This is a genomic window from Nocardiopsis sp. CNZ308, assembly GCF_004217075.1.
In genome coordinates, this window is the sequence record NZ_SHKJ01000001.1 from 4,164,451 (window position 1) to 4,177,562 (window position 13,112).

At 73.1% G+C, this 13,112-nt stretch carries 9 protein-coding genes; all 9 read left to right on the plus strand.

The features are described from left to right. Positions 1-117 precede the first annotated feature (117 nt). Positions 118-2,814, plus strand: coding sequence for a pyruvate, phosphate dikinase (gene ppdK, locus EV372_RS18000; RefSeq protein ID WP_130396922.1), 2,697 nt, complete (start codon positions 118-120; stop codon positions 2,812-2,814). 370 nt (positions 2,815-3,184) lie between these two features. Further along, positions 3,185-4,294, plus strand: coding sequence for a YdcF family protein (locus EV372_RS18005; protein ID WP_130396923.1), 1,110 nt, complete (start codon positions 3,185-3,187; stop codon positions 4,292-4,294). A 51-nt stretch (positions 4,295-4,345) separates the two neighbouring features. After that, the gene (locus tag EV372_RS18010; protein ID WP_130396924.1) at positions 4,346-5,596 is read left to right on the plus strand and encodes a deoxyguanosinetriphosphate triphosphohydrolase; all 1,251 of its coding nucleotides are present in this window, start codon (positions 4,346-4,348) and stop codon (positions 5,594-5,596) included. Positions 5,597-5,770: 174 nt separating this feature from the next. Then, a complete protein-coding gene (locus EV372_RS18015) occupies positions 5,771-6,781 on the plus strand; it encodes a LacI family DNA-binding transcriptional regulator (protein WP_130398978.1) in 1,011 nt (336 codons plus the stop codon). Positions 6,782-6,873: 92 nt separating this feature from the next. Beyond that, positions 6,874-8,547: a ribulokinase gene (gene araB / locus EV372_RS18020; protein WP_130398979.1), complete on the plus strand. Its 1,674-nt coding sequence runs from the start codon at positions 6,874-6,876 to the stop codon at positions 8,545-8,547. Beyond that, positions 8,544-9,236, plus strand: coding sequence for an L-ribulose-5-phosphate 4-epimerase (locus EV372_RS18025; RefSeq protein WP_130396925.1), 693 nt, complete (start codon positions 8,544-8,546; stop codon positions 9,234-9,236). Before araB ends, EV372_RS18025 begins: the two co-directional genes overlap by 4 nt. Before the next feature lie 72 nt (positions 9,237-9,308). Beyond that, positions 9,309-10,745, plus strand: a complete 1,437-nt coding sequence (locus tag EV372_RS18030; protein ID WP_130396926.1) for an L-fucose/L-arabinose isomerase family protein — start codon at positions 9,309-9,311, stop codon at positions 10,743-10,745. A 94-nt stretch (positions 10,746-10,839) separates the two neighbouring features. Further along, entirely contained in the window at positions 10,840-12,159 is a 1,320-nt protein-coding gene (locus EV372_RS18035) for an extracellular solute-binding protein (protein WP_130396927.1), read from the plus strand. Between the two features lie 11 nt (positions 12,160-12,170). Further along, entirely contained in the window at positions 12,171-13,109 is a 939-nt protein-coding gene (locus EV372_RS18040; protein ID WP_130396928.1) for a carbohydrate ABC transporter permease, read from the plus strand. Positions 13,110-13,112: the final 3 nt, after the last annotated feature.

Consider the following 13,112-nt stretch of genomic DNA (forward strand, 5'->3'; position numbering starts at 1 on the left):
TGACGAAAAAAGGGAGTTCATGGGCGAGTGATGATGCGGAGTGTGGATAGAGTCGCGCCCATCCGGGCACAGGCGCCGACCCAGCACTGCGCCGTCGAGAAGCGAGGGAGCACCCCCGTGGCCAAGTACGTCTACACGTTCACCGAGGGCAACAAGGACCTGAAGGATCTCCTCGGCGGTAAGGGGGCCAACCTCGCCGAGATGACCAACCTCGGCCTGCCCGTTCCCCCCGGGTTCACCATCACCACCGAGGCGTGCCGCCACTACCTCTCCCACGGCAGCACGCCCGCCGGACTCGACGCCGAGATCGAGGCCAACCTCCAGGAGCTGGAGAAGGCCATGGGGCGCCGCCTGGGCCAGGCCGACGACCCGCTCCTGGTGAGCGTGCGCTCGGGCGCCAGGTTCTCCATGCCCGGCATGATGGAGACCGTCCTCAACATCGGCCTCAACGACGAGTCCGTCCTGGGCCTGGCCGCCCGGGGCGGTGACGAGCGCTTCGCCTGGGACTCCTACCGGCGCCTGATCCAGATGTTCGGCAGGACCGTGCAGGGCATCGACGGCGAGCTCTTCGAGGACGCCATCGAGGAGGTCAAGGCCGCCAAGGGCGTCACCAGCGACCTGGACCTGGACGCCGCCGACCTGCGCCGGCTCGTGGACCGCTTCAAGGAGGTCGTGCGCGAACGCACCGGCGGCCCCTTCCCGAGCGACCCCCGCGAGCAGATGCTGCTCGCGGTCCGGGCGGTCTTCGACTCCTGGAACGCCCCCCGCGCCGTCCTCTACCGCCGTCAGGAGCGCATCCCCGCCGACCTCGGCACGGCCGTCAACGTCTGCTCCATGGTCTTCGGCAACCTCGGCATGGACTCGGGCACCGGCGTCGCCTTCACCCGCGACCCCGCCACCGGCCAGCCCGGCGTCTACGGCGACTACCTCCAGAACGCCCAGGGCGAGGACGTGGTGGCCGGGATCCGCAACACCGTCCCCCTCGCCGCCCTGGAGGGGATCGACGCCTCCAGCTACGGGGAGCTGATGGGCATCATGGACACCCTGGAGAACCACTACCGCGACCTGTGCGACATCGAGTTCACCATCGAGCGCGGCAGGCTGTGGATGCTCCAGACCCGGGTGGGCAAGCGCACGGCCGCCGCCGCGTTCCGCATCGCCGACCAGCTCGTGGACCAGGGCCTGATCACCCTGGACGAGGCGGTCCAACGGGTCACCGGCGACCAGCTCGCCCAGCTGATGTTCCCCCGCTTCGACGAGGAGGCCCTCTCCGGGACGGACGTCCACCGCCTCGGCCGCGGCATGAACGCCTCGCCCGGCGCCGCCGTCGGCAAGGCCGTCTTCGACTCCTACACCGCCGTCAAGTGGTCGCGCAGCGGAGAGAGGGTCATCCTGTGCCGCCGCGAGACCAACCCCGACGACCTGGAGGGCATGATCGCCGCCGAGGGCATCCTCACCAGCCGCGGCGGCAAGACCTCGCACGCCGCCGTGGTCGCCCGCGGCATGGGCAAGACCTGCGTGTGCGGCGCGGAGGAGCTCGACATCGACACCAAGAACCGGCGCATGACCGCGCCCGGCGGCGAGGTGGTCGAGGAGGGCGACGTCATCTCCATCGACGGCACCAGCGGCGAGGTCCTCCTCGGGGAGGTCCCCGTGGTGGACTCGCCCGTCGTGCGCTACTTCGAGGGCGAGATCGACCCCGCCTCCGACGAGGCCGACGACCTCGTGCACTCGGTGGACCGCCTCATGCACTACGTGGACGCCGCCCGCCGCATGCGCGTGCGCGCCAACGCCGACACCGCCGAGGACGCCGCCCGGGCCCGCCGCATGGGCGCGCAGGGGATCGGCCTGTGCCGGACCGAGCACATGTTCCTGGGCGACCGCCGCCAGCTCGTGGAGCGGCTCATCCTCGCCGACACCGCGGAGGAGCAGGAGCAGGCCCTCGACGCGCTGCTGCCGCTCCAGCGCGAGGACTTCGGCGGCATCCTGGCGGCCATGGACGGCCTGCCGGTGACCGTGCGCCTGCTGGACCCGCCGCTGCACGAGTTCCTGCCCGACATCACCGAGCTGTCGGTGCGCGTGGCCGTGGCCGAGGCGCGCGGGGAGAGCCACGAGAACGACCTGCGGGTGCTCCAGGCGGTGCACAAGCTGCACGAGCAGAACCCGATGCTGGGCCTGCGCGGCGTGCGCCTGGGCCTGGTCGTGCCGGGGCTGTTCACCATGCAGGTGCGCGCCATCGCCCAGGCCGCCGTCGACCGGATCGCCGCGGGCGGACGCCCCCGCCCCGAGATCATGATCCCGCTGGTCGGTACCGTGCAGGAACTGGAGATCATCCGCGAGGACGCGCTGCGCGTACTGCGCGAGGTGGGCCGGGAGAACGGCGTCGAACTCGACTTCCCCGTCGGCACGATGATCGAACTGCCCCGCGCCGCGCTGACCGCCGGGCAGATCGCCGAGAACGCCGAGTTCTTCTCCTTCGGCACCAACGACCTCACCCAGACGGTCTGGGGCTTCTCGCGCGACGACGTGGAGGCCTCCTTCTTCTCCGCCTACCTGGAGAAGGGCGTGTTCGGGGTCTCGCCGTTCGAGTCCCTGGACGTGGACGGCGTGGGCCGCCTCGTGCGCATCGCGGTGGAGGAGGGGCGCGCCGCGCGCCCGGGCATCAAGCTCGGGGTGTGCGGTGAGCACGGCGGCGACCCCGCCTCGGTGCACTTCTTCCACCGCGTGGGCCTGGACTACATCTCGTGTTCCCCCTTCCGGGTACCCGTCGCCCGCCTGGAGGCGGGCCGGGCCGCCGGACACACCGCGCCCTGACCGAGCCGAGGACGCACGCGGGTGCGGCGGTCCCCGCGGACCGCCGCACCCGCCCTTCTTCGTCCCCCAGAGCAGTGGAAGTCCCTGCCCAGAGGGGAAGCAGCGCCTCCCCGACGCCCTAGACTCGTCCCGGTCGGCGGCACGCGTGGAAAATGTGCTGTGATCTGTTCGTGATGTATTCTGACCGCCAGCCGGGCCACCACTTCCCCGCCCGCCTCCCCGTGCCCGCGGAACCGGGTACGGGGTGCGCTGACACCACCCTCCGCCACGGCCCTCCCACGGGCCGAATCGCTGAGAACCAGCGGTGGCCGGAGGCCGTCCCAGTGGGGGTGACACCCCCCCCGATCAGAGAATGTGCGGAGGTGAGCCGGTGCGAACGGCGAACGACGGCCGCGGCGACGAGCCGTGGGACGACCCGACCACCGCTCCCTCGTCCGACGACGAGGCCACCCAGGTCTTCTCCCGAGGGGCCTACTTCCCCGCGTCCTCCGGTGGCGAGGGCGCCGAGAGCACCCGCGCGTTCTCCGTCGATGACGCCACCCCCGGCTTCTCCGACGACGACGCCACCCGCGCGTTCTCCGACGACGAGACCACGCGGGAGTTCCGGCGCGACGAGGTCCTGACACCCGGGGCGACCGCCACCCAGGGCGTGCCCGCCGACCTTCCGGCGGCCGACGACGCCGTCTTCACCCGCCGCTTCGTCCGCGAGCGCCCGCGGCCCCGCACCCGCGTTTCCCCGCCCCCGGCGCCCGCACCACCCGAGGCGGGGGTCCCGGAGGAGGAGTTCCCGCGCGCCCCGGAGCCCGCGCCCCGCCGCCGCCCCGAACCGCCGTCCTTCTCCCGGCCGCGCCGCCGCGGCCGGCGCCGCTTCCGCCTGCGCTGGCTGGTCAGCCTGCTGCTGGTCACCGCCCTGGCCGTCCCGGTCGGCACCTGGGCCTGGGTCTGGTACGTGGCCCGCCAGGACGAGCGCACCCCCTCCGACGCCATCGTCGTGCTCGGCGCCAGCCAGTACAACGGCGTGCCCTCGCCCGTCTTCGAGGCCCGGCTGCGCCAAGCCCAGGCCCTCTACCTGGAGGGCGTGGCCCCGGTCATCGTCACCGTCGGCGGCAAGCTGCCCGGCGACAACTTCACCGAGGCCGCCTCCGGACGCAACTGGCTGATCGAGGTGGGCGTCCCCGGCGCCCAGGTCATCGCGGTGGAGGAGGGGAGCGACACCCTCCAGAGCATCGAAGCCGTCGCCGAGGTCTTCGAGGCCAACTCCTGGGACACCGCCATCCTCGTCTCCGACCCCTGGCACAGCCTGCGCTCCGAACGCATGGCCGCCGCCCACGGCATCGAGGCGGGCACCTCGCCCTCGCGGTCGGGGCCCGCGGTCATCGAGCGCCGCACCCAGCTGTGGTACATCACCAGGGAGACCGCGGCGCTCTGGTACTACTGGATCTTCAACGACAGCAGCGACATCCAGGTCGATGCCGCCTGACCAGTGCGGACGGCGCCCGGGTCGTAGCTGGGAAGTAGGCTCGCACACACGATGACGAACAATCCCCGCGAGGGCGGAGCGCTCGGCTACACCGACCAGGACACCGAGCGCATGGCCCTGGAGAACCGCAAGAACCGGGCCCGCGACCCCTTCGAGCGGGACCGGGCCCGGGTTCTGCACAGCGCCGCCCTGCGCCGCCTGGCCGCCAAGACCCAGGTCGTCCAGCCCGGTGTGAGCGACTTCCCGCGCACCCGCCTCACCCACTCCCTGGAGTGCGCCCAGATCGGCCGCGAACTCGGCCAGGCCCTGGGCTGCGACCCCGACCTGGTGGAGGCGGCCTGCCTGTCCCACGACCTGGGCCACCCGCCCTTCGGCCACAACGGCGAGCGCGCCCTGGACGAGGCCGCCGCCGACTGCGGCGGGTTCGAGGGCAACGCCCAGAGCCTGCGCCTGCTCGTGCGCCTGGAGGGCAAGGTCATCGACCCCGACGGGCGCAGCGCGGGGCTCAACCTCACCCGCGCCACCCTCGACGCCACCGTCAAGTACCCCTGGCTGCGGGGCGAGGGCGGCGACACCCACAAGTTCAACTGCTACCCCGACGACACCGAGGTGTTCGACTGGCTGCGCCGGGACGCGCCCCCGGGCCGCACCTGCTTCGAGGCCCAGGTCATGGACTGGGCCGACGACGTCGCCTACTCCGTGCACGACGTCGAGGACGCCCTGCACGCCGGGCTGGTGGACCCCGCGGCCCTGCGCGGCGCCGCCGAGCGCGCCGAGGTCGTGCGGATCGCCGCCGCCGACTACTGCGACGCCGACCCGGCCGAACTCGACGAGGTCTTCACCGGCCTGATCGCCCACCCCTCGTGGCCGCGCGAGTTCACCGGCGACCTCGCCTCGCTCGCCGCGCTCAAGAACCTCACCAGCGGGCTCATCGGCCGCTTCTGCCGGGCCGCGGAGGAGGCCACCCGCGCCGCGTACGGTCCCGGGCGCCTCACCCGTTACGGCGGCGACCTCCTCGTGCCCCGCCGCCCCCTGCTGGAGTGCGCCCTGCTCAAGGCGGTCGCCGCCCACTTCGTGCTCTCGCGGGAGGAGGCCCGGGTCTACCAGGCCGAGGAGCGCCGCCTGATCACCGAGCTGGTCGGCCTCCTGTGGAAGAACGCCCCCGAGGGCCTGGACCCGCAGTTCCGCGCCGCCTTCACCGGTGCCGCCGACGACTCCGCCGCCCTGCGCGTGGTCATCGACCAGGTCGCCTCGCTCACCGACACCTCCGCGACCGCGCTGCACGCCAGCCTCACGGGCTGAGCGCGGGGCCGCGCCCGCGTCCCCGGCCCCTTCCCCCGTTTCCACGACCGGGGTGAAGGGGGGTTGACTTCACTGATGTGAGCGCTAACAATGTTGCGCACATCACAGAAGTCCCCCCTTCATGCGCCCGGAGGTGTCGTCCCGGTGAAACCCCCAGGTGGCCGTACCCCCGTCATGGCGGACGTGGCCCGGCTGGCCGGAGTCTCCCACCAGACGGTGTCGCGCGTGGTCAACGGCCACCCCAACGTCCGCGAGGAGACGGTGCTCCGGGTGCGCGACGCCATCGAGGAGTTGGGCTACCACCGCAACTCCACCGCGCGCGCCCTGGTCACCCGCCGCACCAACGTGCTCGGCGTCATCGCCTTCGACCCCACGCTCTTCGGCCCGGCGCAGACCCTGGCGGGGATCGAGCGGGCCGCGCGCGAGGCGGGCTACTTCCTGAGCATGGTCAGCCTCGACGACGTGTCGCCCGAGGGCGTGGTCGCGGCCGCCGACTACCTGATCCAGCAGTCGGTCGAGGGCTGCGTGGCGATCGCCCCCCAGCGCGCCCTGGTGGAGGCGCTGGCCGCGCTGCCCGGCCCCGGGCCCCTGGTCGCGGTCGAGGGCGGCGAGGGCTCGGGCCTTCCCGTCGTCTGCGTCGACCAGGTCCAGGGCGCCCACGACGCCGTCCGCCACCTGCTCGACCTGGGCCACGCGACCGTCCACCACGTGGAGGGCGACCCCCTGTGGCTGGAGTCCGCGGCCCGGGTGGTCGGGTGGCGGCGGGCGCTGGAGGAGGCCGGGGTGCCGGTCCCCGAACCGCTCCAGGGGGACTGGAGCCCCCGGTCGGGCTACGAGCTGGGCCTGGCGCTGGTGCGCAGGCGCGCCTCGGGGGAGCGGGTCACGGCGATCTTCGTGGGCAACGACCAGATGGCCATCGGCGTGCTGCGCGCGCTGCACGAGGCGGACCTGCGCGTCCCCGGCGACGTCAGCGTGGTCGGCTTCGACGACATCCCCGAGGCCGAGTACCTGACCCCGTCCCTGACCACCGTCCACCAGGACTTCGCCCAGGTGGGCCGGGAGAGCCTGGCCCTGCTGCTCGCCGAGATCGCCCGGGAGGGACCGGCCGACCCCGCCGGGGCCGCGCGCCGGGTCGTCCCGGCGCGGCTGCGGGTGCGCGGCAGCAGCGGGCCCCCGCCGCCGTGACCCCCTGAAACCTCCCTGTCCGCCCCCCTCACGGAGGAGAACTTCCTTTGCCCCAGAATGTTAGCGTTAACAATTCACGTTCTCCCGATCCGGTGGTCGTCGGCGTCGACTTCGGCACCCTCTCCGGCCGCGCCGTCGTCGTCCGGGTCAGCGACGGCGCCGAACTCGGCTCCGCCGACTCCGTCTACCGGCACGGCGTCATCACCGCGCACCTGCCCGGATCGGCCGACCCCCTCGAACCCGAGACCGCGCTCCAGCACCCCGAGGACTACCGCGAGGTCCTGCGCACCGCCGTCCCCGAGGCGCTGCGCGCCGCCGGGGTCGCGCCGGAACGGGTCGTCGGCATCGGCACCGACTTCACCGCCTGCACGGTCCTGCCGGTGACCGCCGACGGCACGCCCCTGTGCGAGCTGCCCGACCTGGCCCGGCGCCCGCACGCCTGGCCCAAGCTGTGGCGCCACCACGCCGCCCAGCCCGAGGCCGACGAGATCAACGCCCTGGCCGCCGAACGCGGCGAGAAGTGGCTGGCCCGCTACGGCGGGAAGATCTCCTCCGAGTGGGAGTTCGCCAAGGCCCTCCAGGTCCTGCGCGACGACCCCGGCGTGTACGAGCGCGCCGACCGCTGGATCGAGGCCGCCGACTGGATCGTGTGGCAGCTGTGCGGACACGAGACCCGCAACGTCGCCACCGCCGGATACAAGGGCATCCACCAGGACGGGGAGTGGCCCTCGGCGGACTTCCTGGGCGCCCTGGACCCGGGCTTCTCCGGTTTCGTCCGCGACAAGCTCGCCCACCCCCTGTCCCAGCTCGGCGAGCGCGCGGGCGGCCTCACCGCCCGCGCCGCGGCCTGGACCGGGCTGCCCGAGGGCGTTCCCGTCGCGGTCGGCAACATCGACGCGCACGTCACCGCCGCCACCGCGCAGACCACCGGCAACGGCCGGATGCTCGCCATCATGGGCACCAGCACCTGCCACGTCATGAACTCCGACGTCCTCGCCGAGGTCCCGGGCATGTGCGGCCTGGCCCACGGCGGCATCACCCCCGGAGCGTGGGGCTACGAGGCGGGCCAGAGCGGCGTCGGCGACGTCTTCGCCTGGTTCGCCGACTCCTACGTGCCCCCCGCCTACCACGAGGAGGCCCGCGAACGCGGCCTGTCCGTCCACGACCTGCTCTCGGAACGGGCCGCCGGCGCCGCGGTGGGGGAGCACGGGCTCCTCGCCCTGGACTGGCACAGCGGCAACCGCTCGGTCCTGGTCGACCACGACCTGTCCGGCGTGCTCGTCGGCCTGACCCTGGCCACCCGGCCCGAGGAGGTCTACCGGGCCCTGGTCGAGGCCACCGCCTTCGGCACCCGCACCATCGTCGAGGCCTTCGCCGACGCCGGGGTCCCCGTGCACGACCTCACCATCGGCGGCGGCATGGTCCGCAACCCCTTCGTCCTCCAGGTCTACGCCGACGTCCTGGACCGGCCGCTGCGCGTCGTGGCCTCCGAGCACAGCTGCGCCGTGGGGGCCGCCATCCACGCCGCGGTCGCCGCCGGGGCCCACCCCGACATCCACGCCGCCTCCGCCGCCATGGGCGGGGTGCGCGAGGAGACGGTCGATCCCGACCCGGTCCGGGCCGCCGCCTACGACGGGCTCTTCGCCCTCTACACCGAACTCCACGACCACTTCGGCCGGGGCGGCAGCCGCAGCCTGCACCGCCTGCGGGCCCTGCGCAACGCCGCCCTGGCCGCCGCCGCGAGCGGCGGGGAAGGAGAACGATGACAGCCCCCACCCCCACGGCCGTGCCCGAGGAGCACCGGGAGGAGGTGGAGCGCCTGCGCGCCCTGGTGTGCGCCCTGCACGCCGAACTGCCCCGGTGGAACCTCGTCACCTGGACCAGCGGCAACGTCTCCGCCCGCGTCCCCGACGCCGACCTGATGGTGATCAAGCCCAGCGGCGTCTCCTACGACGACCTCTCCCCGGCCGACATGGTCGTCTGCGACCTGGACGGCCGCCTGGTGGAGGGCGCGCACAAGCCCTCCAGCGACACCTCCGCCCACGCCTACGTCTACCGCGCCCGCCCCGACGTCGGCGGCGTCGCGCACACGCACAGCCCCTACGCCACCGCCTGGGCCGCACGCGGCGAGGCCATCCCCTGCGCCATCACCGCGATGGCCGACGAGTTCGGCGGCGACATCCCCGTCGGCCCGTTCGCCCTCATCGGCGGCGACGACATCGGCAGGGGCGTGGTCGCCACCCTGGAGGGCCACCGCTCGCCCGCCGTCCTCATGCGCGGCCACGGCGTGTTCACCGTCGGGGCGGGCGCCAGGGCGGCGGTCAAGGCCGCCGTGATGTGCGAGGACGTCGCCCGGACCGTCCACATCGCCCGCCAGGGCGGCCCCCTCCAGCGCCTTCCCCAAGAGCACATCGACGCCCTCCACGACCGCTACCAGAACGTCTACGGCCAGTAGGGCGCCTCCAGCGGCACCCCGCCGCGCGACGACGGCTCCCGGCACCCACCGAACACGCCCTAAGGAAGCACCGTGACCGTACCCACGCCCCCCGCCACCGAGCACCCCCCCGTGCGCGCCCGCGCCCCCCGCGTCGGCCTGCTCGGCATCATGCAGCCGCTCTACGACGACATGATCCCCGGCATCACCGAGCACCAGGCGGCGTACGCGGCCCGGGTGGCCGAACGCCTCTCCGGCGTCGCCGAGTGGACCGTGGCCCCGCCGGTGCGCGGGCGCGCCGACGCCGAGGAGGCGATCCGCGGCTTCGAGGCCGCCGGACTCGACGGGGTCCTGGTCGTCATGCTCACCTACGGACCCTCCCTGCGCGTCACCCGCGCGCTGGCCCGCACCCACCTGCCCCTGGCGCTGGCCAACATCCAGCCCGACCCCGCGGTCAGCCCGTCCTGGGACATGGACGACATGACCTACAACCAGGGCATCCACGGGGCCCAGGACACCGCCAACGCCATGGTGCGGGCGGGGCTGCCCTTCGAGGTCCTCACCGGCGAGTGGCAGAGCCCGGAGTTCGCCGCGCGGGTGGACCGCTGGGCGCGGGCGGCCCGCGCCGTCACCGCTCTGCGCGGGCTGCGGGTCGGCGTGTTCGGCTACCCCATGAACGGCATGGGCGACGCCCGGGTGGACGAGACCGCGCTGCTGCGCAGGCTCGGCCCCGAGGTCCACGTCATCGCGCCCGGAGCCCTGCACCGGACCATGGCCGAGCTGCCCGAACAGGCCGTGCGCGACCTCATGGCCTGGGAGGACGGCGCCCTGGAGGTGGACGGCCGCCTGTCCAAGGAGGAGCGCGAGGACCACGCCCGCATGCAGCTGGGCATCGAACGGCTGCTGGAGGAGTCCGGGTGCGGCGCCTACTCCACCCACTTCGACGCGATCGGGGAGGACGGCCGTTTCGCCCGGCTGCCGATGGCCGCCGCCTCCACCCTGATGGCCCAGGGGTACGGGTTCGCCGGTGAGGGCGACGTCCTGGCCGCCTCGATCGTCTACGCCGGGCACCAGCTCGCCGGGGACGGCCACTTCACCGAGATGTACGCGATGGACTTCCCCAGCGACTCCATCCTCATGAGCCACATGGGCGAGGGGAACTGGAGGGTGGCCCGCGAGGACGAGCCCGTCCGGCTGGTCAAGCGCCCGCTGGGCATCGGCGGCCTGGGCGACCCGCCCACCATCGTGTTCCGCTACCGGCCGGGCCCGGCCACCCTGGCCTCCCTGGTCGCCCTCGGCGGAGAGGAGTTCCGCCTGGTCGTGGCCGAGGGCGAGGTCATCGACGCCCCCGAACTGCCGTCCCTGGAGATGCCCTACGGCCAGTTCCGCCCCGAGACGGGCGTGCGGGCCTGCATGGACGCCTGGCTCCGCGCGGGCGGCACCCACCACATGGTCATGAACACCGGGGCGCGCGCGCAGGACTGGCGGGTCCTGTGCGAGCTGTCCGGAATCGAGTACGTCCGGGTCTGACCCGGACGCCGAGCGCCCCGGCGCGTCCACACCCCCCAAGACGGGGAGGGCCCCGGGCGGGCCCCTCCGACCCCCCAAGCGCAAGGAGAACACCGTGCGCGACACCACCCCCCACCACCCCCCACCACACGCCGGGCCCGGTCGCCGGGCCCTGCTCACCGGCGCCCTGGCCGCGGCCGGACTGGCCGCCGCGGGCTGCGCGCCCCCCGACGCACTGCTGACCGGGGACACCCGCCTGCGGCAGTGGAACCTCTTCTCGGGCGGCGACGGCCTGCGGATGATCGAGATGCACGACGCCTACCGGGCCGAGCACCCGGAGGTCGACTTCCGGGCGACCACCTTCACCTGGGGCTCCCCCTTCTACACCAAGGTCGCGATGGGCGCGGCGGGAGGGCGCGGCGCCGACATCGCCACCGTGCACGTCTCCCGCCTGGAGAGCCTGGCCCCCGGGAGGCTGCTGGACCCGGTCGACCCGGCGCTGCTGGCCGAGGCCGGGATCGACGACACCGTGATCCCGCCCAACGTCTGGGAGAAGTGCTTCTTCGACGGGCAGCTGTACGCGGTCCCCATCGACACGCACGTCCTGATCCAGTACCACAACCTCGACGTGTGCCGCGAGGCCGGACTGCTCGACGCCGACGACCGTCTGGTCCAGGTCAGCGGGCTCGACGACTACATGGCCATGCTCCGCGAGATCAAGGCGGTCACCGGGGCCTACGGCCTGTCCATCGACACCTGGCAGCCCTGGCCCAACTTCTGGGCGCTCTACCGCCAGCAGGACGGGGAACTCCTCCTGGGCGAGGACGACTTCACCATGGACGACGACAAGGCCCTGGCGGCCATGGAGGTCATGTACCGGCTCTCCGAGGAGGAGCTGGCGCCCCGCCACTCGATGCTGGCCGACACCGCGGCCAACCTCTCCAACGGCAGGGCCGGGCTGATGATCCACGGCAACTGGGAGATCCCGACGCTGGAGGCCGCCGGAACGGCCTTCTCGGCGACCCAGTTCCCCGACGTCTTCGGCAACCGCCGCACCCGCGGCGACTCGCACTGCTACGTGTTCCCGCACCAGCGCGACCCCGACCCCGAGCGGATCCGGGCCGCCGTCGGATACGCCGCGTGGATGCTGCGCCACAGCCTCACCTGGGCCGGGGGCGGCCACATCCCCGCTTACCGGCCCGTGGTCGAGAGCGCCGAGTACGAGGCGCTGCACCCCCAGTCCGAGTACCGCGAGGCGGCCGAGAACGTGCAGTTCGAGCCCGAGGCCTGGTTCAGCGGCTCGGCCGGGCGCCTCCAGGAGGAGGCCAACGGCCCGCTCACCACCCTCCACCAGGGGACCCAGACACCCGAACAGGCGCTGGAACAGCTCAAGGGAGCCATCCGCGACCTGCTGACCGTGCCGTCACCGGTGTGAGGGAGCCCGCCATGACCGCCCAGAACCCGGCGCCTCCCAGGACCGCGGCCCCCGGCCCCTCCGGCCGCGGCCCCGTGGACGTGCGCCGCAGGCCCGCCGTGTGGACCGGACTGTGGTTCGCACTGCCCTTCCTCGCCTTCTACCTGCTCTTCCTCCTGTGGCCCGCCCTCGTCGGGCTCGTCTACTCCTTCACCGACCGCAGCCTGGCCGGGGGACCGGTCTCCTTCGTGGGACTGGACAACTGGCGGGAGAGCCTGACCGACCCCGACATGTGGGACGCGCTGTGGAACACCCTGTGGTTCACGGTGCTGAGCGTCCCCCTCATGGTCGCGCTGGCCCTGGCCCTCGCCCTGCTGACCGACCACGCCCGGCGCCTGGGGTGGTTCCTGAGGCTGTCGTTCTTCGCGCCGTTCGTGCTCCCGGTCGCGGTGATGACCCTCATCTGGAACTGGATGTACAACCCCAGCCTGGGCCTGTTCAACGGCGTCCTGGGACAGCTCGGGCTGGACGGCGTCGAGTGGCTCTTCAGCGAGGACACGGCGATGCTCTCGGTCGTCGTCGCCACCGCGTGGTGGCAGGTCGGCTTCAACTACCTGCTCTACCTCGCGGCCATGCAGTCGATCCCCAAGGACGTGTACGAGGCCGCCGCCATCGACGGGGCGGGGGCCTGGCAGCGCGTCGGCCGGATCACCCTGCCCCTGCTGGCGCGCACCACCGCGCTGATCGCCGTGCTCCAGCTCATCGGCTCCCTGCGCGTGTTCGAGCAGATCTACCTCATGACCTCGGGCGGCCCGAACTTCGCCACCAGGACCGCGATCCAGTACATCTACGACTCCGGATTCGTGGGCCTGCGCATCGGACTGGCCTCCTCGATGGCCTACGTCTTCATGGCCCTGGTCGTCGTCGCCTCCATCGCCCAGTTCCGCCTCTTCGCACGGAAGGAGGCCTGACCG